The sequence below is a fragment of the Streptomyces sp. NRRL S-337 genome (assembly GCF_000720175.1).
GTDB lineage: Bacteria > Actinomycetota > Actinomycetes > Streptomycetales > Streptomycetaceae > Streptomyces > Streptomyces siderophoricus.
This window is the reverse complement of sequence record NZ_JOIX01000075.1, coordinates 14,393-36,820: the sequence shown is the minus strand read 5'-3', so window position 1 is coordinate 36,820 and position 22,428 is coordinate 14,393. Positions and strand designations below refer to the sequence as shown.

Annotated in this window: 21 protein-coding genes and 1 pseudogene; 16 read left to right on the top strand and 6 right to left on the bottom strand. The window is 72.2% G+C overall.

All coding sequences use genetic code 11. The features are described 5' to 3' along the window. Window positions 1-893: pseudogene (locus IG62_RS42590) on the bottom strand (cbb3-type cytochrome c oxidase subunit I); the annotation flags it as partial. A gap of 127 nt (window positions 894-1,020) precedes the next feature. On the opposite strand from IG62_RS42590, the gene IG62_RS0133680 reads away from it, so the two are divergent. The 5 genes from IG62_RS0133680 (at window position 1,021) to IG62_RS0133660 (ending at window position 6,333) form a co-directional block, all read left to right on the top strand. Next, entirely contained in the window at window positions 1,021-1,572 is a 552-nt protein-coding gene (locus tag IG62_RS0133680; protein ID WP_030812321.1) for an RNA polymerase sigma factor, read from the top strand. Then, window positions 1,565-2,566: a CU044_5270 family protein gene (locus tag IG62_RS0133675; protein ID WP_030812319.1), complete on the top strand. Its 1,002-nt coding sequence runs from the start codon at window positions 1,565-1,567 to the stop codon at window positions 2,564-2,566. The genes IG62_RS0133680 and IG62_RS0133675 overlap by 8 nt, the downstream gene beginning before the upstream one ends. Before the next feature lie 460 nt (window positions 2,567-3,026). After that, window positions 3,027-4,511, top strand: a complete 1,485-nt coding sequence (proP, locus tag IG62_RS0133670) for a glycine betaine/L-proline transporter ProP (RefSeq protein WP_030812316.1) — start codon at window positions 3,027-3,029, stop codon at window positions 4,509-4,511. A gap of 270 nt (window positions 4,512-4,781) precedes the next feature. Continuing rightward, window positions 4,782-5,936: a DUF2330 domain-containing protein gene (locus IG62_RS0133665; RefSeq protein WP_078872410.1), complete on the top strand. Its 1,155-nt coding sequence runs from the start codon at window positions 4,782-4,784 to the stop codon at window positions 5,934-5,936. A 67-nt stretch (window positions 5,937-6,003) separates the two neighbouring features. Then, on the top strand, window positions 6,004-6,333 hold the full coding sequence (locus IG62_RS0133660) for an antibiotic biosynthesis monooxygenase family protein (RefSeq protein ID WP_030812310.1): 330 nt from the start codon (window positions 6,004-6,006) through the stop codon (window positions 6,331-6,333). Window positions 6,334-6,516: 183 nt separating this feature from the next. Here IG62_RS0133660 and IG62_RS43825 read toward each other — a convergent pair whose 3' ends face one another. Continuing rightward, window positions 6,517-6,873: a DUF4190 domain-containing protein gene (locus IG62_RS43825; protein ID WP_030812307.1), complete on the bottom strand. Its 357-nt coding sequence runs from the start codon at window positions 6,871-6,873 to the stop codon at window positions 6,517-6,519. Between the two features lie 208 nt (window positions 6,874-7,081). Here IG62_RS43825 and IG62_RS0133650 point away from each other — a divergent pair, with 208 nt between their 5' ends. Beyond that, window positions 7,082-7,708 (top strand): GNAT family N-acetyltransferase, encoded by a 627-nt coding sequence (locus IG62_RS0133650; protein ID WP_051798973.1) that lies wholly within the window; start codon window positions 7,082-7,084, stop codon window positions 7,706-7,708. A 4-nt stretch (window positions 7,709-7,712) separates the two neighbouring features. Here the strand turns inward: IG62_RS0133650 and IG62_RS0133645 are convergent, their stop codons facing one another. Further along, complete coding sequence (locus IG62_RS0133645) at window positions 7,713-9,797, bottom strand: MDR family MFS transporter (RefSeq protein ID WP_030812303.1); 2,085 nt, start codon at window positions 9,795-9,797, stop codon at window positions 7,713-7,715. A gap of 250 nt (window positions 9,798-10,047) precedes the next feature. Here IG62_RS0133645 and IG62_RS0133640 point away from each other — a divergent pair, with 250 nt between their 5' ends. Continuing rightward, complete coding sequence (locus IG62_RS0133640; RefSeq protein WP_234326851.1) at window positions 10,048-11,115, top strand: peptidoglycan-binding domain-containing protein; 1,068 nt, start codon at window positions 10,048-10,050, stop codon at window positions 11,113-11,115. Between the two features lie 157 nt (window positions 11,116-11,272). Then, window positions 11,273-11,935: an HAD-IA family hydrolase gene (locus IG62_RS0133635; RefSeq protein WP_030812294.1), complete on the top strand. Its 663-nt coding sequence runs from the start codon at window positions 11,273-11,275 to the stop codon at window positions 11,933-11,935. Between the two features lie 67 nt (window positions 11,936-12,002). Here IG62_RS0133635 and IG62_RS0133630 read toward each other — a convergent pair whose 3' ends face one another. Then, the gene (locus IG62_RS0133630; protein WP_030812291.1) at window positions 12,003-12,584 is read right to left on the bottom strand and encodes a TMEM165/GDT1 family protein; all 582 of its coding nucleotides are present in this window, start codon (window positions 12,582-12,584) and stop codon (window positions 12,003-12,005) included. Between the two features lie 193 nt (window positions 12,585-12,777). Then, window positions 12,778-13,536: an ABC transporter permease gene (locus tag IG62_RS0133625; RefSeq protein ID WP_030812288.1), complete on the bottom strand. Its 759-nt coding sequence runs from the start codon at window positions 13,534-13,536 to the stop codon at window positions 12,778-12,780. A 284-nt stretch (window positions 13,537-13,820) separates the two neighbouring features. On the opposite strand from IG62_RS0133625, the gene IG62_RS0133620 reads away from it, so the two are divergent. The 6 genes from IG62_RS0133620 to IG62_RS0133595 all read left to right on the top strand — a co-directional run bounded on the left by IG62_RS0133620 (window position 13,821) and on the right by IG62_RS0133595 (window position 20,319). Beyond that, window positions 13,821-14,465: an HNH endonuclease family protein gene (locus IG62_RS0133620; protein WP_030812285.1), complete on the top strand. Its 645-nt coding sequence runs from the start codon at window positions 13,821-13,823 to the stop codon at window positions 14,463-14,465. Between the two features lie 262 nt (window positions 14,466-14,727). Beyond that, complete coding sequence (locus IG62_RS0133615; RefSeq protein WP_051798970.1) at window positions 14,728-16,743, top strand: FAD/NAD(P)-binding protein; 2,016 nt, start codon at window positions 14,728-14,730, stop codon at window positions 16,741-16,743. A gap of 79 nt (window positions 16,744-16,822) precedes the next feature. After that, window positions 16,823-17,287, top strand: coding sequence for a DoxX family protein (locus IG62_RS0133610; RefSeq protein ID WP_030812280.1), 465 nt, complete (start codon window positions 16,823-16,825; stop codon window positions 17,285-17,287). Window positions 17,288-17,532: 245 nt separating this feature from the next. Continuing rightward, a complete protein-coding gene (locus IG62_RS0133605; RefSeq protein WP_030812277.1) occupies window positions 17,533-18,204 on the top strand; it encodes a DedA family protein in 672 nt (223 codons plus the stop codon). 121 nt (window positions 18,205-18,325) lie between these two features. Next, the gene (locus tag IG62_RS0133600) at window positions 18,326-18,919 is read left to right on the top strand and encodes a GNAT family N-acetyltransferase (protein ID WP_078872411.1); all 594 of its coding nucleotides are present in this window, start codon (window positions 18,326-18,328) and stop codon (window positions 18,917-18,919) included. A 161-nt stretch (window positions 18,920-19,080) separates the two neighbouring features. Then, a complete protein-coding gene (locus IG62_RS0133595) occupies window positions 19,081-20,319 on the top strand; it encodes a methyltransferase (RefSeq protein WP_030812271.1) in 1,239 nt (412 codons plus the stop codon). Window positions 20,320-20,404: 85 nt separating this feature from the next. Here the strand turns inward: IG62_RS0133595 and IG62_RS0133590 are convergent, their stop codons facing one another. Continuing rightward, window positions 20,405-20,968 (bottom strand): TetR/AcrR family transcriptional regulator, encoded by a 564-nt coding sequence (locus tag IG62_RS0133590; protein ID WP_037839952.1) that lies wholly within the window; start codon window positions 20,966-20,968, stop codon window positions 20,405-20,407. 187 nt (window positions 20,969-21,155) lie between these two features. Between IG62_RS0133590 and IG62_RS0133585 the strand changes: the two genes are divergently transcribed. After that, complete coding sequence (locus IG62_RS0133585) at window positions 21,156-21,683, top strand: cupin domain-containing protein (RefSeq protein ID WP_078872408.1); 528 nt, start codon at window positions 21,156-21,158, stop codon at window positions 21,681-21,683. A 77-nt stretch (window positions 21,684-21,760) separates the two neighbouring features. Further along, window positions 21,761-22,417 (top strand): nucleoside/nucleotide kinase family protein, encoded by a 657-nt coding sequence (locus IG62_RS0133580; RefSeq protein ID WP_030812263.1) that lies wholly within the window; start codon window positions 21,761-21,763, stop codon window positions 22,415-22,417. Window positions 22,418-22,428: the final 11 nt, after the last annotated feature.

The window sequence follows — 22,428 nt, the reverse complement described above, 5'->3', positions numbered from 1 at the left end:
CGAAGGACAGCGAGCCCTTCCACATCGTGCCGATCCAGTTGAAGAACTTCACACCGGTCGGAACGGCGATGAGGAACGTCATGAAGGAGAAGAACGGCAACAGCACGCCACCGGTGACGTACATGTGGTGCGCCCACACCGTGACCGAAAGGCCGGCAATCGAAATCGTCGCCGCGATCAGACCGATGTAACCGAACATCGGCTTCCTGGAGAACACCGGAATGACCTCGGAAATGATGCCGAAGAACGGCAGCGCGATGATGTACACCGAACAGCGCGGCGGCCAGGACCGGGAAGGCCAGCAGGACCAGCACACCGGTCAGCAGCACGTTCCAGGTGAAGATCGGCATCCGGAACATCGTCATGCCGGGCGCACGCATACAGATGATGGTCGTGATGAAGTTGACCGCACCCAGAATCGTGCCGAAGCCGGAGAAGGCCAGACCCATGATCCACATATCGCCGCCGATTCCCGGCGAATGCACCGCGTCCGAGAGCGGCGCATAGGCGAACCAGCCGAAGTCCGCCGCCCCTTGCGGGGTCAGGAATCCGCCCACCGCGATGAGCGATCCGAAGAGGTAGAGCCAGTAGGCGAACATGTTCAGCCGGGGAAAGGCGACATCGGGCGCGCCGATCTGCAGCGGCATGATCCAGTTCGCGAATCCGGCGAACAGCGGCGTCGCGAACATCAACAGCATGATCGTGCCGTGCATCGTGAACGCCTGGTTGAACTGCTCGTTCGACATGATCTGGTGGCCCGGCCGGGCCAGTTCGGCGCGCATGAGGAGGGCCAGCAGCCCGCCGACGCAGAAGAACGCGAAGGCGGTGACCAGATAGAGCGTGCCGATCGTCTTGTGGTCAGTGGTGGTGAGCCACTTCACGGGGAGCTTCATGCCCCGTTGGTGTCCGGGAGGGCCGTCATCCTCACCGCCAACCGGCCCGCGGGCCGGGCGAGAAGGGGTGTCATGTGTCACTCGGTGCGGGTGTGAAGATCGGGGGCATGCCGGACACCAACGGTTCATGAGCACGGACGACGCCTTCGCCGAGGCCTATCGCGCGCACTACTGGGCGGTCAGCCGCTTCGTGGCGCGACGGCTGGACGGGTCGGCACACGAGGTCGAGGAAGTGGTGGCGGAGGTCTTCTCCATAGCCTGGCGGCGCCGCACCGAGCTCCCCGAGTCCCCGCTGCCCTGGCTCTACGCAGTGGCTCGCAACTGCCTGTCCAACACGGTGCGCGGGCTGAGCCGTTACCGGCGGCTGCTGAACCGCCTCGGCAACCACGAGGCGGCGCACCGGCGGCAGACCGTGGAGAGTCCGGACGCCGAGCGGCCCGGCTCCTGGGTGCACGAGGCCCTGGCCCGGCTCTCGTCCGCCGACCAGGAGGTGCTGCGGCTGACCGCCTGGGAGGAACTGACCGTCGAGGAACTGGCGGTGACCCTCGGGTGCGGCCGGAGCGCGGCGGCCATGCGGCTGCACCGGGCGCGCCGCCGGCTGCGCGCGGAGATCGACCGTACGCGGACGACGGTGTCCGCACGAGCAGGAGACGACGGCAATGGGGGCCGCAATGGGTGACGAACTGGAGCTGCTGCGCGCGGCCGATCCGGTACCGGCCGGCGCGGGGCGCTGGCGGGACCGCCCGCTGGACGCCCGCGCCGAAGCGGGCCTTGCCCGGCTGCTGCACCACACGCGCACCCGGCGGGCCGGGCGCCGGCTGATGCTGCGCGCGGAGGCGGCGGTGCTCGCGCTGGTGGCGGTGGTCTGCTTCCTCCTCTCCGACGCCGGCAGCAGCCCCGCGGCCGCGGCGCCCGGCCCGATCGTGCCGCACGCCGACACCCGGCCGGTCCCGCTGGCCGAACTCGCGCGCAGGGCCGAGGCCAGGGCCCGGGCGGCCGCTCCGGGGGACGGGCCGCACCGGGGCAGCCATGTGCAGAGCTGGTACCTGAGCATGCAGGCGGGCCCGGACGCGGCGCCGCCCGTCACCGTGCCCGAAGAGCGCATCACCCGGTGGAACGCCGACGGCAGCGGCTCCGAACTGGTCGTGGCCACCGACCCCCGGCACCCGGGCCGGCCGGTCATCCATGACGACGACGGTCACTGGCGGACCGTCAGCGACGGCAAGGTCCTGCACCGCAGGACCTACCCGGCGGGCTCCGAGGCGCAGCACGGCGGCCTGGCCTCCCGTACGCGGCCGCCGACGGACCCGGCGAAGCTGCGTGCGGAGCTGGGGTGGCTGTACGGCGGGGCGGGCGGCGCCCGTACCGTCACCCCCCTGCTGCAGGCGCTCTCCTCGTTCCGCGGGGAGTGGACCCCGGGGCCGCGCGAAACGGCCGCCGTCGTACGGATGCTGGCGGATGCCGGTGGCCTGCGTCCGGCCGGTTCGGTCACCGACCGGCTGGGGCGGCGCGGGGAGGCGTATGTGCACGACGGCACGGGCCTGCGGCAGATGGTGATCCTCGACCCGCGGACCGGCGAACTGCTGGGCCTGGAGGAGACCTTCACCACGGACCAGCCGGACTTCAAGGTGAAGGCGGGACAGGTGATGTCGTACGAGGCGTGGATGCCGTGACGGGCCAACCGGGCTCCCGAGTGGCGGGCCGGCGCGGCATGGCCGATCCTTGAGGGGACGCGACGATCCCGTCTCGGCGCGGCGGTGCTGTGTGCCGCCGCGCCGTTTCGCGTGCGGCCCCGCGGCGTACGCCCCGGCCCGGGGTGACTCGGGCGGCCAAATCGGGTGACGCATGCCACAGAGCCGTGGACGGTTGCAGCGGATCACCGCGAGATGGATCACAGACGAAGGTCCCTCACCTTGCTCGGCAAAAGGGAGTTTCCCCTGCAAGGAGCGGGTATACGACCGCCTGCGCGGTCATCCGCGCACTGTCCGTGATGAACCGTTCTGCCCCTATGGTCGACCTTTGCCCCGCCGCTCGACGGCGGGCCTGCCCGTCGCTGCCATGGCGGGTCATGTCCCGCCACCCGATGGCGGGCGGTTCCTGTAGTCGTCCCAGAGAGCGCAGGCGAGCGAACACGTGCCGACGAAGTCTCCCGTCGCACCCGGCCCCCGTCCCCCCATCGGCAGTCGTGCCGGTGCCGAGTCACCCGGTCCGCGACCGGACCGGCACGCAGAGCCGCAGCAGTCCTCCCCCGAGGTGACCGTCGTCGACCCCACGATGGTCAAGCGGGCGGTGTCGGCGGCCGCGCTGGGCAATGCGATGGAGTGGTTCGACTTCGGCGTCTACAGCTACATCGCGGTCACTCTCGGGCACGTCTTCTTCCCGTCCGGGAATCCGACCGCGCAGTTGCTGTCGACGTTCGGCGCGTTCGCGGCGGCGTTCCTGGTGCGTCCGATCGGCGGGATGGTCTTCGGGCCGCTCGGTGACCGGATCGGCCGCCAGAAGGTGCTGGCCATCACCATGATCATGATGGCGGTGGGCACCTTCGCCATCGGCCTGATCCCGTCGTACGCCACCATCGGCGTCGGCGCGCCCATCCTGCTGCTCGTCGCCCGCCTGGTGCAGGGCTTCTCCACCGGTGGCGAATACGGCGGCGCCTCGACCTTCATCGCCGAGTACGCGCCCGACAAGAAGCGCGGATTCCTGGGCAGCTGGCTGGAGTTCGGCACGCTGGCCGGTTACGTCGGCGGCGCCGGCCTGGTCACGTTGATGACGGCCCTGCTGTCCACCGAGGACCTCAACTCCTGGGGCTGGCGGATCCCCTTCCTGATCGCCGGTCCGATGGGCATCATCGGCCTCTACCTCCGGATGCGGCTCGAAGAGACCCCGGCCTTCGCCCAGTTGGAGAAGGAGGCGCGGACCAAGGAGAAGGAGCGCCGCGAGGCCGAGAAGCGGATCGGCATCCGCGAGATGGTCTTCGGCCAGTGGCGGTCGATGCTGCTGTGCGTCGGGCTGGTCCTGGTCTTCAACGTCACCGACTACATGCTGCTGTCGTACATGCCGAGCTATCTGACCTCGGAGCTGAAGTACGACGAGACGCACGGTCTGCTGGTCGTGCTCGCGGTGATGGTGCTGATGATGGTGGTCCAGCCGTTCGCGGGCCGGCTCTCCGACCGCTTCGGCCGTCGCCCGGTCATCGCCGCGGGCTGCGCCGGCTTCCTGGTGCTGTCGGTGCCCGCGCTGCTGCTGATCCGGCAGGGTTCGCTGGTCGCCATCGCGCTGGGCATGGCCGCGCTGGGGCTGCTGCTGGTCACCTTCACCTCGACGATGCCGGCCACGCTGCCCGCGCTGTTCCCGACCAAGGTGCGCTACGGCTCGCTGTCGATCGGCTTCAACATCTCGGTGTCGCTCTTCGGCGGAACCACGCCGCTGGTCGTCACCGCCCTGATCGGCGCGACCGGCAACACGATGATGCCCGCCTACTACATGATGGCGGCGGCCGTGATCGGCGGCATCGCCGTCTGGCGGATGTCGGAGAGCGCCCGCAAGCCGCTCCCGGGCTCCCCGCCGGCCGTCGAGACCGCGGCCGAGGCCCAGGAGGCCGTACGGGCGGCCCGCTGACCGCACCCTTCCCTCCCTGAGCAGGGCCCGGCCGGAGACCTCCGGCCGGGCCCTCGCGGCATCCTCGGGCCGGGGGGGCCGAGGCGTGGCGCGGAGTCCGGGGCAGGGGTACGGCAGGGGCGGGAACCGGCCACCCCCTCCCCACCGTCTGTGTCGACGCTGCCGGCTGCCGGCTGCCGAGGGCAGCGAGCAGCCTGCCGGGGACAGCAAGCAGCCTGCGGGGCGCGAAGCCCAGGTCAGACACGGTGCAGGAAGAGGGCGGGGGACGACATGGCTCTGGCGACGGTCCGGCCACGGGCGCGACGGGCGGCGGCACGGGCCGACGGCCGGCGGCGGGCGAACCGGCAGGCGCTGCTGGTGGTCCTGATGCTGCTGGCCGTCCAGCTGGTGTCGCTGGCCCGCCCGGCGTACGCCTGTGGTTGCGGGGCGATGGTGCACGACCCGAAGACCACGATGGCCGTGGGCCGGGAGACCTCGGTCGTGCGCTGGGACGGGCGGACCGAGCAGATCGTGATGAGCCTGCAGGTGAACGGCACCGCCCCCGACGCCGCGTGGATCATGCCCGTACCGCACCGGGCCACGGTGAAACTGGGCGATCCGGCCGTCTTCGACCGGCTCGCCACGCTGACCGAACCGGCCGTCGTGCAGCGCCACTACTTCTGGCCGCACGGTGGCGACTGGCCCTTCGGGCACAACGGGGACGCCGCCGAGGCCCCGCCGCCGTCGGCGGGCAGCCCCGGCGTCGGGGTCGTCGGCCGCGAGCGGCTGGGCCCGTTCGACGTCGCCCGGCTGACCGCCACCGACCCCGGCGCACTGCGCAACTGGCTGAAAACAAACGGTTTCCACCTCCCCGCCCCCCTGGCGAGCGCCCTTGGCCCCTACGTGTCCCAGCACTGGGAGTACGTGGCGATCCGCCTGGTCCCCGCCGAACGGCACCGCACCCTCTCCGGCACCCTCGATCCCCTGCGGCTGACCTTCGCCAGCGCCCGGCTCGTCTACCCGATGCGACTCTCCGCCCTGGCCACGACCCCGCAATCCCTGGGCCTCTACGTCCTCGCACCGCACCGGATGGAGCCGCGCAGCACGATCGGCGGCTCCCGCCCCGAGGTCTTCTTCGCGGGCCGCATCCACCCCCAGGGGCCTCTGCGGGACCTCGCCGACAGCCGCCCGGTCTTCCTCACCGCGATGGACCAGAGCTTCCCGCAACCGCACCGCATCACCGGCGACCACGAACTGCGCCGCACCGCCCACGACACCCCGTACCGGCGGGTCAGGTACGAGTACGCGCTGCTGGAGGTGGCCGGCGTCCCGGCCTGGATCGTGACGGTCGCCGGGACCCTGCTGCTCCTCCAGGCGGCAGCGGCAGCACTGGCGCTCTCGGTCGCCGCCCGCAGGCGCCGCCGCATGCCCCCCGCCACCGGGTGAGCGCACCGAGCAGGCGCCCGGCCGCCCCTTACGCCGCCTTACCGGTCCCGTACGGCACGATGGGGCCATGAGCATCGTGAAGATCAACGTCCTGACCGTCCCCACCGAACAGCGCGAGGTCCTGGAAAAGCGCTTCGCCTCCCGCGCGGGCACGGTGGACTCCTCGGACGGCTTCGAGTGGTTCGAGCTGCTGCGCCCGGTGGAGGGCACCGACAACTACCTGGTGTACACGCGGTGGCGTGACGAGGAGTCGTTCCAGGCGTGGATGGAAGGGCCCATGAAGGCAGCGCACCAGGGCGGGGACCAGGCCGGTGGCGAGCGACCGAAGCCCGCTGCCAGCGGATCCACCCTGTGGTCCTTCGAGGTCGTTCAGCAAGCGGCTCCTAAGAACGCCTGACCGCACTGACCGCCGCTACCGACCTGACCGCCACCGAACTGATCTGAACCGATCGGCGGGGTGGGGCGGGAACCGGTGAAGTGACGCGAACGACCAGGACCTCTTGGCAGCCACTGCGGTGTCGAACACCCGCTGCGCCAAGAGGTCCTGGCATGCGTGTCCCGTCGTCACGATCTCCCGTCGTCACGATCCGGTTGCCGCGCCGATGATGAGGAGGATCAAGAAGATCGCGTAGCCGACGCAGCCGATGATGCCGGTCACCAGCCCCGCTATGGCCAGACCATCGCCCTTTTGCCCGGTGCGCTGTATCTCGCCGCGCGCTCTGGTGCCCAGGACAATGGCAAGCGGCCCCGTGACGATTCCTATGAAAGGGATGACCAGGGACGCGATTCCGGTAACCATGGAAGCCACCGCTTTACCGCTGGTCGGCTGAGGTTGGCGTGGCGGATACGGAGCGAACTGCCCCGGCGGCGGGGCCGGCGGCCGGTATTGCTGCTGGGTAGGCCGGTTCCGAGGATCCTGCGGCTGCTCGGTGCTCATGGCGTTTTTTCCTACTTCCGTGAGGCCTTTTCCGCCCTTCCCCCCTGCCGAAATCAGATAGGTATGCGCTCCTACGACCGTCTCTCGGGGATACCGGTCGTGCAACTTGATCGTGTGGCCGGCCTTCGCAACCGGTCGTCCGGTCCTCAACCTGTCCAGTCCTCAATTCCGTTGCGGCCGCCCCCTTCCCGGCCGCGACAATGGCGCCATGAGCGACGCCGCCACCCTCCGCACTCCCACTTCCCTTGCCACGTCCACTGCCACTCCCGCTCCCTGGGCCATCTCCACCGAGCCGGTCGATTCGCCGGACGCGCGGGCGCTGCTGCGGGAGTACTACACCGAAGTGGCGGACCGGTACTTCACGCTGCACGAGGGCCGTCTCTCGACCCCGCAGGAGATCGACGAGGGGGTGGCGGAGTACCCCGTGGCCGATCTGGCGCCGCCGCACGGTGTGCTGTTGGTGGCCCGCCGCGGCGGTGAGACGGCGGGCTGCGCCGGCGTACGGCTGCTGGACGCGCGCACGGCCGAGCTCAAGCAGATGTTCGTCCGGCCCGCCGCGCGCGGCCTGGGTGGCGGTGGCGGGCTGCTCATGGCCGCCGAGGCGGCCGCGGCCCGGCTGGGTGCGGAGCGGATCCGGCTGGACACCCGCCTGGACCTGACGGAGGCCATCGCGCTCTACCGGCGGCACGGTTTCGTCGAGATCGCTCCGTACCACGACGACATCTACGCGGAGATCTTCTTCGAGAAGCGCCTCGACGGCGGCGATGACGACGACAGCAGCGATGACGGCCACGGCAGCAACAGCACCCCGTCCGCGGGCCGTCACTCCGCTTAGCGGCTCACCGCGCGAGGTCCGGTGGCCGGGGCGGCCGGGGTGAGGCGGCGGGGCGCGGCACCGGCTGCCGGAGGTGGCCGACGTGCGGTTCCTCCGCGTCCGAGCCGCACAGCTCCGCGGTCAACTCCCGTACCAGCTCGGTGAGGTCGGTGGGCCGGTCCTTGGTCCACCAGTCCCCCAGCATCTCGGCCAGCGACTCCTGACGGGCCGCCGACAGCCGCTCGGTGACCTCCCGCCCCCGGTCGGTCAGCAGCATCAACAGCCCCTCCCGGGTGGCCAGTCCGCGCTCCTCGACCTGGCGGACGCTCTCGGCGAGCACGCCGAGCGGGACGGTGGTGCGTTCGGCGAGCAGCCCCGGTTCGACCGATCCGTAGCGGTGGATCCGCAGGAGCAGCCAGCTGGCGGCCGGTTTGAGGTCGAGGCCGGCCCGCTCGGTGATCCTCTCGTAGATGTGCTTGCGCCCTTCCATGCTGCCGAGTTTGGACAGCGCGCGGGCGCACTCGTCGCGGGACGACCGCTCGACGGGATTGGACGACAGCACCTCGCTGGTGTCCGGGGCGGTCACGCTGCTGCGGAGCGGCTCCTCCTTGAGGAACCAAGCCAGCACGAACGCGACGAAGACGACCGGCACGGCGTAGAGGAAGACGTCGGTGATCGAGTTCGCGTAGGCGTGCAGCACGCCGGCCGCCTGCCGGGCCGGCAGCCGGGCGACGGTGCGCGGGTCCTGGGCGATCTTCGCCGGGTCGACGCCGGGCGGCAGTTGCTGCCCGGCCAGTGCGGCCGCGATCCGCGGTCCGAGCTTGTTGGCGAAGACCGTGCCGAAAAGGGAGACGCCGAACGAGGCGCCGATGGAGCGGAAGAACGTCGCGCCGGACGTGGCGACGCCGAGGTCCTGATAGGCGACGGCGTTCTGCACGATGAGCACCAGCACCTGCATGACCAGGCCGAGTCCGAAGCCGAAGACGAAGAAGTAGCCGCTCATCTCGGCGACGCCGGTGGACGGGTCGAGCCGGTGCAGGAGCAGGAGTCCGAGCATCACCACGGCGGTGCCGGCGATCGGGAAGACCTTGTAGTGGCCGGTGCGGCTGACGATCTGGCCGGACGCGGTGGACGAGAGCAGCATGCCGAACACCATCGGCAGCATGTGCACACCGGACAGCGTCGGTGACACACCCTGGACGATCTGCAGGAACGTCGGCAGGTACGTCATCGATCCGAACATCGCGAAGCCGATGACGAAGCCGATGACGGCGGTGAGCGAGAAGGTGCGCAGCCGGAACAGGCGGAGCGGAATGACGGGTTCGGCGGCCCGGCGCTCGATGAGGACAAAGGCCACCAGGAGGACGACGCCCAGCACGCCGAAGCCGATGATCTGCCAGGAGGACCACGGGTAGCTGACGCCGCCGAGCGAGGTCATCAGGACGAAGCAGACGGCGACCGCGGCGATGGTGACGGTGCCGAGGTAGTCGATCCGGTGCGGGGTGCGGTCGCTCGGGATGTGCAGGACGGCGGCGATCACGGCGAGCGCGACGATCCCGATGGGGACGTTGATGTAGAACACCCAGCGCCAGCTGAGGTGGTCCACGAACAGCCCGCCGAGCAGCGGTCCGAGGACGCTCGTAGCACCGAAGACCGCGCCGAACAGCCCTTGGTACTTACCGCGTTCGCGGGGCGGCACGATGTCGCCGACGATCGCCATCGACAGCACGATCAGACCGCCGCCGCCCAGGCCCTGAACGGCCCGGAACGCGATCAGCTCGCCCATGTTCTGCGCGATGCCGCACAGCACCGAGCCGATCAGGAAGATCACGATGGCGGCCTGGAACAGCTTCTTGCGTCCGTATTGGTCACCGAGCTTGCCCCAGAGGGGCGTCGCTGCCGTAGAGGCCAGCAGGTAGGCGGTGACCACCCAGGAGAGGTGGTCGAGGCCGCCGAGTTCGCTGACGATCGTGGGCAGCGCGGTGGCGACGATGGTCTGGTCGAGCGCCGCGATGAGCAGACCGAGCAGCAGCGCGCCGATCGCGACGAGAACCGTCCGCTGCGACCGGCGCTCTCCCGGGACGGCAGGAGCGCTGGTGTCCGGCGCCATGTGCCTCTCCTTTGTTGCGGGTACGGCGGGTTCGGGTCCGGGTGCCCGCGTTCCGGGGCTTCCAGACGTCTTCCGTCGCGTTCCATGGTGGGCGGTTCCGACCGATATGGCCCGCCGAGCGGTGATCGGCATCCCTCGTCGGCCGGCGGACACCTCGGGTATGCCGGGTGGATGTGCGCGAGCACCTGCGCGGGCGCGGCAGCGTCTGGATAATCGCTGCCTGTTCGGGCCTCCAGGGAGGAGCGCACTCGTGACGGCATTACGGACCTGCCCGCACTGCTTGGCCCCCGTACGGAGCAACGGCCGGCCCACGTGCCTGTGTGCGGCGGCCGATGCGGACGACTTCGATCCGCTGCGCGTACGGCCGTACGTGTCCTTGCCGGAGGAGGCGCCGCCCGACGGGACGCGGACCGCCCACGGGCCGACCGGCTCCGGGCCGGAGACCGACTCCCGGTCCGAGGCCGGCCACGGGAGGGGGTCCGGCCACGGTGTGGGCCCGCCGGCCAGGGGGACGGCGGACGCGTGGGAGGACTTACCGGGGGTCGACGCCGCCGTGCACATAGCGACCGGCCCGCCGCCCCTCCCCGCCGCCACCTCGGAGCCCTTGGTACCCCGAGCGCGCCGCCCGGCCGGACCGACCTCGCGGACGTACCGCTCCACCCCCGAGGCTCCACCCCCGCCCGATCCCCCGCCCCCCGCTCCTCGCCCTCCTGCCCGCCCGCCCCACCGCCGGCACGCACTGCCCGTCGCGCTGGTCGCGGCCGGCGCGGCGGTGGTCGCCGCCGCGGTCCTGATCAGCACCGATGCGCTGTCGGGCGGCACACGGGACCGCGCCGCCCCACCCGACCGCGGCACCGTCGCCCCCACCGCCGCCTCCCCCACCGGCGGGGCCCCTTCCGCCACCCGGAACGCCCCTCCTTCTCCCCCGTCCCCGCACCGCTCGCCCTCCTCCGGCGCCACCGGCATCGGCACCCCCGAGGCCACCGTGAAGCTCTCCCGTACGGCCGTGCCGCCCCCGCCCCCGCCCACCAGGGCCTCCGGCAGCGTCACCGACTCCCCCGGTGGCGACGACCCGACCGCCGCTCCCACCGGGCCGATCGTGCTCCGCGAGGGTTCCAGCGGCCCGGAGGTGACCGAGCTCCAGGGGCGGCTGCGCCAGCTCGCCCTCTACGCGGGTGCCGGGGACGGCCGCTACGACGCGGACGTACGGGACGCCGTCTCGCGCTACCAGCGGACCTACCGCGTCACCGGTGACCCGGACGGCGTCTACGGCCCGCGAACCCGGCAGTCACTGGAGGCCCGCACCCGGGAGCCGTAGGGGGTCGCGGTTGTCGCACCGCTCCGCATTTTGTATCGTGAGAAAACAAAGTGGTTCCGCCCGCACTCCCTGACCGGCGGGCGGAGCCGCTTGACCTCCCTGCGCTCGTACGGTTCCGCGCCGCCCGAGCACCCGTAGCGCCCAGGAGCCCCCGCCGATGACGGCAACCACCACGCTCACCGCCCGCGCACTGCTGCTCGACATGGACAGCACGCTCGTGAACTCCGAGGCCGTCGTGGAGCGCTGCTGGCGCCGCTGGGCGGCCGAGCAGGGACTGGGCGCGGACGAGGTCCTCGCGGTCGTCCACGGCCGCCAGGGATGGGCCACGATGGCCGCGCTGCTCCCGGACCGCCCGATGGAACTCAACCTGGCGGACAACCGCCGGATGCTGGCGCAGGAGACCGCCGACATGGACGGCGTGGTGCCGGTCCCCGGCGCGCCCGCCTTCCTGGCCGCCCTCGCGGACCTGCCGCACGCCCTGGTGACCTCCGCGGACGTCCCGCTCTCGGACGCGCGGATGGCGGCGGCCGGGCTGCCGATGCCCGCCGTACGGATCACCGCGGAGAACGTGAGCGCCAGCAAGCCGGACCCGGAAGGCTTCCTCAAGGGCGCCGCCGAACTGGGCTTCGCCCCCGAGGAGTGCCTGGTCTTCGAGGACTCCGAGGCGGGCATAGAGGCAGGCCGCGCGGCCGGCATGCGGGTGATCGGCGTCGGCGACCGCGCCGCGGCGTACGCCCCCACCGCCCACGTCCGCGACCTCACTCAGCTCCGCGTCGAGGCCCTGCCGGACGGGCGCATCGCGGTCCACGTCGAGGGCTGAGGCCCCCGACTCCAGGCGGAGGGCCCTGGCCACGCACGGCCACGCCCCCCCACCCGGCCCGCGGACCTCAGCCCGCCAGCGCCTCGTAAAGGCTGAACGCCGCCAGCAGGGCCATCACGCCCGCCGCGATCTTCGTGATGAGCCTGAGCGGGACGTGCTTCATGAGCGTGCGGCCGCCCAGGATGCCGAGCCCGGCCACCGCCCACAGCCCCAGCACCGCGCCCACGCCGACCGACAGCGGGTCGTCGTAACGGGCCGCGAGGTTGGCGGTCATGATCTGGGTGAGATCGCCGAACTCGGCCACCAGGATCATCATGAAGCCCGCCCCGGAGACCTTCCAGAAGCTCTGGTCGGCGGGCTTGGCCACCTCTTCCTCGTCGTCGTCCTTCTTGAAGAGCAGCACCGCCGCGCCCACCAGGAAGAGCACCCCGACCACGCCCTGGACGACGCGGTGCGGGAGCAGGGTGAGCACGCTGCCCGCCGCGATCGCGAGCGCGACGTGCAGCAGGAAGGCGGCGGCGACCCCCGCGAAGACGTACGAGGCGCGGTAACGGGTGCCGAGCATCAGTCCGGCGAGGGCGGTCTTGTCGGGCAGTTCGGCAAGGAAGATGACGCCGAAGACGACGGCGGCGACGGTCAGGCTGAACACGGGGTGGAATACCTCGATCGGTGGGGCCGCACCAAAAGGGGCCCGGGAAAGGGGTCGCTTCGGCACGGCAGCGTCGGACACTGCGGCCGAAGGTCTCGCTGGCGCGCTGCGTACCGCTCGGCGGTGTCCGCATCGCGCTCCGGGCGCCGGCCCACCACGAGGGCGGGCAGTATGTCGACGGTCCGGCGGAGAGCTACTCCCCTTCTGCTGTCCTCAAGGGTACGCGGTGCAGCAGTCCGCGCGCGACCAGCTCCAGCACCACCGCACAGGCCGCCGCCTGCACCGCCAGCAGGGCGATGAGCACGAACAGCTGCACCGCGCCCGCCTGTACGGGCGAGGCGCCGCCCAGCAGCATGCCGACGAACGCCCCGGGAAGTGTGACCAGCCCCACGGTCCGGGTCTGGTCGAGCCCCGGCAGCAGCGCGTCCGACGCCGCCCGGCGGGCCACCTCCATCCGCGCGTCGCGGTCCAGCAGCCCCAGCGCGAGCCCCGCCTCGAACTCGCCCCGACGGGTCTCCAGCTCGTCCAGCGCCCGCCGCCCGCCCAATACGGTCGCGGTCAGCGCACCGCCGATGAGGATGCCGGTGACGGGGATGAGGCTGAGGCCCCGCGGCGGCACCAGGCCGGTCGCCAGCAGCAGCCCGACGACCGGGACCACCCCGGTGGCGATCGGCACGGCGGCCCACCACCAGGTGCGGTTCTGGGTGATCCGCCGGCCCGCGGTCCGTACCGCGACCGCAAACATCAGCACCAGGAAGCACAGCAGCCACGGAAGCGCGCGCACCACCCAGCCGATGAGGTAGGAGACCGCGGCGAGTTGCGCGGCCGCCCGTAGTCCGGCGACCGCGATGGCCCGGCCATGGCCGAGATGCGTCAGGCCGGCGACGGCCACGGCGGCGACCAGGAGGACGGCGAGGACGACCCCGAGGGTGGTATTGACCGGCAGCAGCACGCGCTCACTGTAGGCGGACGGCAGCCGACGCCGGCACCTCGGCCGACGCGGACACCTCAGCGGGCCAACCGGAGCGCCGCCCTGCACACCAGCCGGAGTGCCGCCCTCCGCGCCAACCGGAGTGCGGTCACGCACTTATGGCGGGCCGTCAGCTCTTGATCTGTCGTGAGCATGTCGTCACTCTGTTACCTGGTGCCCACCCCACGGCAACCCCACATCACCACCATGGGCCCGCACCGCAGTCAACTACCCCCCACTCCAAGGGAGTTCCGATGGCAAGGACCGTGTCGAAGGTCTACGCGCGTCGAGTTTCCATCGCCGCGGGTTCGGCCGCGGCGCTGTTCGGCACGCTGGTGCTGAGTGGACAGTCCGCCCAGGCCGCGCCGCCCGGCCCGCCGAGCGCGGCCACCGCCCGTACGTACCTCACCCAGATCAAGCAGCAGCCCGAGGGGCCGCAGGACGGCTACAGCCGCGCCAAGTTCCCGCACTGGATCGACCAGGGGAAGAGCTGCAACACCCGTGAGGTGGTCCTCAAGCGCGACGGCAAGAACGTGCACCAGGACGGCAGCTGTGCGGCCGTGAGCGGCACCTGGGTCTCGCCCTACGACGGTGCGACCTGGACCAAGGCGTCCGACCTCGACATCGACCACGTCGTCCCGCTGTCGGAAGCCTGGAAGTCGGGCGCCGCGAAGTGGACCACCGCCCGCCGCCAGGCACTCGCCAACGACCTGACGCACTCCCAGCTGATCGCCGTCACCGACAACGTCAATCAGGAGAAGGGCGACAAGGACCCGGCGAAGTGGCTGCCGCCGAAGGCGTCGTACCACTGCCAGTACGCCCGGATGTGGGTCTGGGTGAAGCACGAGTACGGCATGACCGCCGACTCCGCGGAGAAGGCCGCCCTGAAGAAGATCCTGGACCGCTGCTGAGGGTCCCCGGGGCCGCCCCTGGACCGCCGACCGCCCGCCGACCGGACACCCGGTCGGCGGGCGCTTTTGGTGGGCGTTCCCGGCGAACCCGGGCGACCTGCCCGGCCGCCCGTCACCGCCCTGCGGAACCGGTGTGATTCTCAGCGCACCCGGGTGCCGCGGCGGCGCCGCGGGCGGTGATGATGGGGCGCACCTCGTCGCCCGCACGCTCGGGCGGCCGCGCCCGCGCGCCGGCCGTCCACCGCCCCAGGGAGAGCCCCTCTTGGCCGCCGACCACATCGCCGACCGCCGCCCCCGCCCCGTCGCCGCCCTCGCCGTCGTCGGTGCGGGGCCGCGCGGGACGAGCGTGCTGGAGCGGATCTGTGCCTCGGCCGCCGAACTGGCCCCGGGCGCCCGGCTGACCGTTCACGTCGTCGATCCCGCCCCGCCCGGCGCCGGCCAGGTATGGCGCACCGCCCAGCCGCCCGAGCTCCTGATGAACACCGTCGCCTCCCAGGTCACGCTCTTCACCGACGACAGCGTCGAGTGCGCCGGCCCGATACGCACCGGCCCGAGCCTGTACGCCTGGGAGGGGTGCGAGGTCGGACCGGACGACTATCCGGGGCGCGCGCTGTACGGGCGCTATCTGGAGTGGGTCTTCCGCCATACGGTGCGCACCGCCCCGGAAGAGGTGACCGTCGACGTCCACCGGGCCCGCGCGGTACGGCTGACCGAGGCCCCCGACGGATCACAGTCGCTCACCCTGGACGACGGCCGGACCCTGCACGACCTGGGCGCCGTGATCCTCGCCCAGGGCCATCTGCCCACCCGCCCCGGGCCCGAGGAGCAGCGGCTGGCCGCGTACGCCGCCGGACACGGCCTGCGCTATCTGCCGCCCGCCAACCCGGCCGACCTCTCCGCCGATCTGGAGGCGCTGGCCCCCGGCCGCCCGGTGATCCTGCGCGGTCTCGGCCTCAACTTCTTCGACCACATGGCGCTGTTGACGACGGCCCGCGGCGGCAGGTTCGTCCCCGGCGCGGACGGCCGGCTGCGGTATCTGCCGTCCGGACGCGAGCCTCGGCTGTACGCAGGATCCCGGCGCGGCATTCCGTACCACGCGCGCGGCGACAACGCGAAGGGCGCGCACGGCCGCCATCTGCCGCTGCTCCTGACGCCCGACGTGATCGCCGCCTTCCGCAAGCGCGCGGACTCCGGCGATCTGCCCGACTTCCTGACGGAGGTCTGGCCCCTGGTGGCGAAGGAGGTGGAGACCGTCTACTACGAGGCGCTGCTGGCCCGGCGCGAGGCGACGGCCCCGCGCCGGGCCACACGTCCGGGCGACCCCCACGGCTCCGGCGACCCCGCCCCCTCCCGGAGACACCCCGCGGACCCGGCCCCCGTCCGGTACCGCTTCCGCGAGCGCTTCCTCGGGACCGCGCACCGCGGCGCCGAAGAGGCCGCCGCATTGGACGCGTTCGGCATCGCGCCCGCCGACCGCTGGGACTGGCACCGGATTTCCCGGCCGCACACCGAGCGCGGTTTCACCGACCGCGCCGCCTTCCGGGAGTGGCTGCTGGACCATCTGCGGGAGGACATCGCGCACGCCCGGCAGAACAACGTCTCCGGCCCGGTCAAGGCGGCCCTCGACGTCCTGCGGGACCTGCGCAACGAACTGCGGCAGATCGTCGACCACGGCGGACTGGCCGGCGCCTCCCGGCGCGATCACCTGGACCGCTGGTACACCCCGCTCAACGCCTTCCTGTCCATCGGGCCGCCGCGCCGCCGGACAGCGGAGATGGCGGCCCTCATCGAGGCAGGCGTGCTGGAGGTCGTCGGCCCCAGGATGGCGGTCCGAACGGGCGCCGCCGACGGCCAGGGCCCCGGTTTCACGGCCGCTTCCCCGGACGTACCCGGGTCGGAGGTGACGGCGACGGCGCTGATCGAGGCCCGGCTGCCGGAGCCCGACCTGCGGCGCACCGGCGACGCGCTGCTGTCCCGGCTACTGACCGACGGCGGCTGCCGGCCGCACACCGTGGACGGCTACGAGACCGGCGGTCTGGACGTGACACCGAGCCCGTACCACCTCGTAGAGGCGGACGGGCGGCCCCATCCGCGGCGGTTCGCGGTCGGGGTGCCGACGGAGGGCGTGCACTGGGTGACCGCCGCGGGGGCCCGCCCCGGGGTGGGTTCGGTGACGCTGGCCGATGCGGACGCGGTGGCCCGGGCCGCACTGCGGGCCGCGCTGACCAGCCTGGAGACGGCTGGTACGGGCCAAAGATCACGTTTGACCAAAGGTTGAACTTGCAAGTACTGGTTAGGTACCCCTAACCTATGCTCCGCGGTTCCCAACGTCCCCAGAAACCGTAGGAGCTCCCCACATGTCAGCACCGCTGAACTCGTTCACCCAGAGAGCGACGCCGCACGTGCTCGCACTCTTCCGCGTCGTCGTCGGCCTGCTCTTCGCCTGCCACGGCGCCTCGTCGCTCTTCGGCGTCCTGGGTGGTGCGATGGGCCAGGGCGGCACCGTCCCCACCGGCGCCTGGCCCGGCTGGTACGCCGCAGTGATCCAGCTGGCCGGCGGCATCCTGGTGCTCTTCGGCCTGGGCACCCGCGCCGCGGCGCTGGTCAGCTCCGGTTCGATGGCGTACGCGTACTTCTCCGTCCACCAGGGCAGCGCGCTGTGGCCGATCCAGAACGGCGGTGAGGCGTCGGCGATGTTCTGCTGGGCCTTCCTGCTGATCTTCTTCACCGGCCCCGGCGCCTGGGCGCTCGACCGCGTCTTCTTCGGCGACCGCAACCAGGAGCCGGCCCCGGCCGCCCAGGGGGAGCCCTCCGCCATCTGATGCCCCTTCGGGCAACTGCTGCGCCTGCTTCCACGGCCCGTACGGCACCTCCGCCGTACGGGCCGTGGCGTATGCATGCGTACGGGCCGCGGCGTATGTACGCGTACCGGCCGCGGCGTACGCACGCCCCGCGGGCGGGGGCCGGACATCCCGGCCGAAAGGGCCAGGCGTACGCTGTATGGCCGTAAAGCCGCCCCTGCCGCACCGAGCGACGTCGCGGCGGGGTTCGGACCGGGAGAAGGACGTTGTTGGAAAGCCTGGGGTCCCTCAGTGGCACCCCTTGGTTGTATGTGATCGTCAGTCTTTCGATCCTGCTCGATGTGTTCGTCCCGATCCTGCCGAGCGGCGTCCTGGTGATCGCCGCGGCCACTACGGCCGCCGGCACCACGGCCGCGGGGACCACGGCTGCGGGCACCACCGCCGGTGACGCGGTCGAAATGGCCTCGTCCGTCCACGGGGGGACCCACCTCGCCGAGGTCATCTCCCTGGTGGTCTGCGCGGCCACCGCGTCGGTACTGGGCGACATGGTCGCCTACCGGCTCGCCTGGCGCGGCGGCGACCGCTTCGACCGGGCCATCAGCCGCTCCCGGCGCCTCACCGCCGCGCAGGAACGCCTCGGCGCGGCGCTGACCCGCGGCGGTGGCGGCCTCGTCGTACTGGCCCGCTTCGCCCCGGCCGGACGGTCCGTGGTCAGCCTCGGTGCCGGCGTCGCGCACCGTACGGTCCGCGAGTTCCTCCCCTGGTCCGCACTGGCCGGCCTGGCCTGGGCGGCGTACAGCGTGAGCCTCGGCTACTTCGGCGGCCACTGGCTCGGCACGTCCTGGATGAGCACCGCACTCTCGGTCGTCGCCCTCTTCGCCGCCGGATCGGCCGCCGCTTATCTGGTACGCCGCCCGCAACGCCACACCGCCCACTGAGGCGGGGGCAAGGGCGGAGGGCGGAGGCCGGACCCCGGGCAGGGGCCGGCCGGTCGAGGCCCGCCCGCACGGGCGGAAAGCTCCTGGCACGTTGTCAGACCCCGCTGCGACGATGAAGGACATGAGCAGCAGCACCGACGACGCACCCGAGCCGGCCGCCGCAGCGAGCCCGTCCGCCGCAGCGAGCCCCGCGACCGCGGCCCGGCTCGCCTGGCCCACCCGCCCGGAATCGACCGAGGACATACCGGCCGTCCGCCGGATCAACCTCGCGGCCTTCGACACGGCCGAAGAGGCGGACCTCGTCGATGCCCTGCGCCGTGACCGGTCGGCCTGGCTGCCCGGACTCTCGTACGTCGCCGACGCCCCGGACGGCACCCCGGCCGCCCATGCCCTGCTGACCCGCTGCCATGTCGACGACGTACCCGCCGTCGCGCTCGCCCCCTGCACGGTGCTTCCCGCACACCAGAAGTCCGGTGCGGGCAGTGCCGTGATCCGGGCGCTCCTCGACGCGGCGCGCGCGGCCGGCGAGCGCACCGCGATCGTGCTCGGCCACCCGCCGTATTACCCACGCTTCGGCTTCGCCCCGGCCGCGAGCCGGTTCGGCATCCTTCCCCCACAGCCCTGGCCGGACGAGGCCTTCCTCGCACTCTCCCTCGACGGCTCCATACCCCCGCGCGGCACGGTCCGCTACGCCGCCCCCTTCGGCATCGACTGACCGAGGCGGCACCGATACGGAGTAGAGTCGAGCGTCACAGCCCACCCAACCGCCACCCGCGTATGCGGCCACGTCAGTACGGCCGCCCCCGCGGGCGGGGCAGGCAGCGCCCGTCGGCGCCCCACGGGCCGGGTCCGAACCACACACGCGAGGCACATTCGGTGAACCAACCGCCGGTCGTCCATTGGACCGAGGCCGACCAGCCCCGTTCCGCCCGTTGGCACTCCGAGAACGGCTCCCCGCCACCCCGCCGCGTCGTCATCGCCGACGACCGGACCCGGGCCAACGACGCCTACAAACTCGCGTGTGAGGGCACCGCCCTGCTGTGGCGCGGCGACTTCCACAACGCCCGCCAGCTCCTGACGGCAATGGCCCGCCGCATCGACCGCCGCCCCGGCAAACCGCTGCCCGCCGATGCCACCCAGGCGTTCCATGTGCACCGCGCCGCGCAGAACCACCGCGCCCGCATCCTGGGCATGCTGCTGATCCCCCTCGATGCGTCGTACGCCGTCCCCCTGCACCGCGCCCCCGACGTCCGCGAGGCCTGCACCAGGGCCTACGGGGCCCCTGCCCAGGACTCCGTCCCGGGTGAGCCCATGACCCCGGATGCGCCCATCACGGACGCGGACACAGCTACGGCCACGGACGCGAACCCCACCACCTCCCTCGTCTCCCTCCGTGAACTCCTCGCCCTGATCGGCGCCAACGAATGGCGCAAGAAGGGCGTGGAGATCCCGGCGCTCGGCGGCGACCGGATCCATCCCCACTACGGCGTCTTCTCCCCCGCCCGCGGCGAGTACGTCGACCTGGTCGCCGAGGCCCCCCTCCCCTCCCAGGACCTGGCGTTCGACATCGGTACCGGCACCGGCGTACTGGCCTCGGTCCTCGCCCGGCGCGGCGTACGCCGGGTCGTGGCCACGGACCAGGACCCCCGCGCCCTGGCCTGCGCCCGCGAGAACACCGAACGGCTGGGCGTCGCCGACCGGGTCGAGGTGGTCGAGGCCGACCTGTTCCCCTCCGGCCGCGCCCCCCTGATCGTCTGCAACCCTCCATGGGTGCCCGCGAAACCGACGTCCCCCGTGGAGCACGCGGTCTACGACCCCGGCAACCGCATGCTGCACGGCTTCCTCAACGGCCTCGCCGACCACCTCACCGAGACCGGCGAAGGCTGGCTGATCCTCTCCGACCTCGCGGAACACCTCGGCCTGCGCCCGCGCACCGAACTCCTCGACACCATCGCCGAAGCGGGCCTCACCGTCCTCGGCCGCCTCGACATCGCCCCACGGCACCCCCGCGCCCGTGACACCTCGGACCCGCTCCACGTGGCCCGCATGGCCGAAGTGACGTCCCTTTGGCGCCTGGGCCTCGCCCACCGCACGGCGCCCGCAGGCACGCCCTGACCCGTAGCGCTCCGGCAGCAGGGGCGGCCCCCGCACCACACTCGCGGCACCGCTCCTGCTCCTGCCGCCCCTGCTGCCGCCGTCCCTACGACTCCCGCAGCCCCGCACACGCGGTCCGCACATAACGGCGCCAGTCCCCCGCGTCATGACGGATCACCGCCGCCAGCCCGCACACGATCATCACCACATCGCCGACCTCGGCGTCCGCGCGCACCGTGCCCTCTTCCTTCCCCCGGGCGAGCAGCTGGCCGGCGACCGCCTCGGCCTGCGCCCGCCCCTCCCCCGTCGGCTCGGTGGATCCGAACGCCGCCTCGATGGACGCCGACAACCCTCGTTCCGCGTCGAGCACCTCCCCGATGTGCTCGACGAACGCGACCAGCCCCTCCGCCGCCGTCGCACTCGCCAGACAGCGGCCGCGCCCGAACTCCACGATCTCCGCCTGCCGTTGCTCCCCCACGGCGGCGATCAGGGCGGCCCGGCTGGGGAAATGCCGGTAGACCGTTCCGATGCCCACCCCTGCCGCCCGCGCGACCTCCGGCATCTGCGCCTCGTCACCGCGCGCACGGAAGACCTCCCGCGCGGCTTCGAGGACACGGGCGCGGTTGCGTTCGGCATCCGCGCGCGGCCTGCGCTGAGGAGTCGAGGACACCGAGGCGCCCGAAGCGCCCGAAGGCCCCGAAGAGGACGGGGCGGCGGGGGCGGACGAGGCGGACGAGGAAGTCGAAGACGAGGAGGAGCGTGCCACACGCCGATGCTACTGCTACGCTCCCGATACGGAACCGGATTCCGTTTCAGCTTCTGGCTTGCCTTCCTTCGATGAAAGGACCAGGGACCCCATGCCCCACTCCACGCCCGACCCCCTTCCCCACTCCACGCCCCACCCCCTGCCAGATTCCTCCCCCTCCCCCTCCCGAGCCCGCTTCTTCACCCTCCGGCCCGGCGACCGACGGCCAGGACGCGTCCCCCTGCCGCCCGGCCTCGCCGTCAAGGCCCGCACCAGCGACACCGAGGGCCGGCTCGCCATCCTGGAGAACCGGCTCCACGTGGACATCCCGCCCCACATCCACCACCAGGCCGATGAGTTCGTCTACGTACTGGAGGGCGAGATGGAGGTCGACTTCGACGGGGCCACCCACCGCCTGACCCCCGGCATGTGCGTGCTGCTGCCGCACGGCGTACCGCACGCGCTGCGCAACGCCTCCCAGCCGCCCGCCCGCTGCCTGCAGATCTCCTCGCCGGGCGGCTGGGACACGTTCATGGAGGACATGTTCGAGGCCGACCCGGTCACCATGAAGGACGGCCGTCCCGACCTCGACCGCCTCAACCACATCGGCGCGAAATACGGCATGGAATACCGGACCTGACAGCCCCGACAGCCACGACAGCCACGGCCAGAGGGGCGCCCACCCCACCCCCTCCCGTCAGGCACCATGGGTGCACCATGGACCTCCAGCACCTCCTGTCCCGCGCCCGCAGACTCGCCGGTTCCGCACGCCCCACCGAGCGCCGGCTGCTCGGCATCACCGGCCCACCCGGTTCCGGTAAGTCCACCCTCGCCGCCCACCTGGTGGCGGGGCTGTCCGGCCAGGCGGCGCTGGTCCCGATGGACGGTTTCCATCTCGCCGAGGCGGAGTTGCGCCGCCTCGGCCGTACGGAACGCAAGGGCGCACCCGACACCTTCGACCCGGCCGGATACGCGGCACTGCTGAGCCGCCTGCGCTCCCCCGAGCCGGACACCGCCGTCTACGCCCCCGCCTTCGACCGCCACATCGAGGAACCGGTCGCGGGCAGCATTCCCGTAGCGCCTCACGTCCCCCTCATCGTCACCGAGGGCAACTACCTCCTCCTCGACTCAGGTCCCTGGGCGCGGGTGCACGAGCTGCTCGACGAGGTCTGGTACGTGGAGCTGGACACCGAGGAGCGGGTCCGGCGGCTGATCGACCGTCACGAGCGCTTCGGCCGCGCCCGCGCAGACGCCGAGCGCTTCGTGCACGCCTCGGACGAGGCCAACGCCCGCGTAGTGGCGACGACCCGGCACCGCGCCGACCTGGTCATCACCTTCACCCCCGAGGAAGCCCCACCCCCACAGACCGACTGACGCCCCTCCCT

Coding starts and splice junctions, on each gene's coding strand:
- IG62_RS0133680 (WP_030812321.1), top strand. CDS start 1,021: ATGAGCACGGACGACGCCTTCGCCGAGGCCTATCGCGCGCACTACTGG.
- IG62_RS0133675 (WP_030812319.1), top strand. CDS start 1,565: ATGGGTGACGAACTGGAGCTGCTGCGCGCGGCCGATCCGGTACCGGCC.
- IG62_RS0133665 (WP_078872410.1), top strand. CDS start 4,782: ATGGCTCTGGCGACGGTCCGGCCACGGGCGCGACGGGCGGCGGCACGG.
- IG62_RS0133660 (WP_030812310.1), top strand. CDS start 6,004: ATGAGCATCGTGAAGATCAACGTCCTGACCGTCCCCACCGAACAGCGC.
- IG62_RS43825 (WP_030812307.1), bottom strand. CDS start 6,873: ATGAGCACCGAGCAGCCGCAGGATCCTCGGAACCGGCCTACCCAGCAG.
- IG62_RS0133650 (WP_051798973.1), top strand. CDS start 7,082: ATGAGCGACGCCGCCACCCTCCGCACTCCCACTTCCCTTGCCACGTCC.
- IG62_RS0133645 (WP_030812303.1), bottom strand. CDS start 9,797: ATGGCGCCGGACACCAGCGCTCCTGCCGTCCCGGGAGAGCGCCGGTCG.
- IG62_RS0133635 (WP_030812294.1), top strand. CDS start 11,273: ATGACGGCAACCACCACGCTCACCGCCCGCGCACTGCTGCTCGACATG.
- IG62_RS0133610 (WP_030812280.1), top strand. CDS start 16,823: ATGTCAGCACCGCTGAACTCGTTCACCCAGAGAGCGACGCCGCACGTG.
- IG62_RS0133600 (WP_078872411.1), top strand. CDS start 18,326: ATGAGCAGCAGCACCGACGACGCACCCGAGCCGGCCGCCGCAGCGAGC.
- IG62_RS0133585 (WP_078872408.1), top strand. CDS start 21,156: ATGCCCCACTCCACGCCCGACCCCCTTCCCCACTCCACGCCCCACCCC.
- IG62_RS0133580 (WP_030812263.1), top strand. CDS start 21,761: ATGGACCTCCAGCACCTCCTGTCCCGCGCCCGCAGACTCGCCGGTTCC.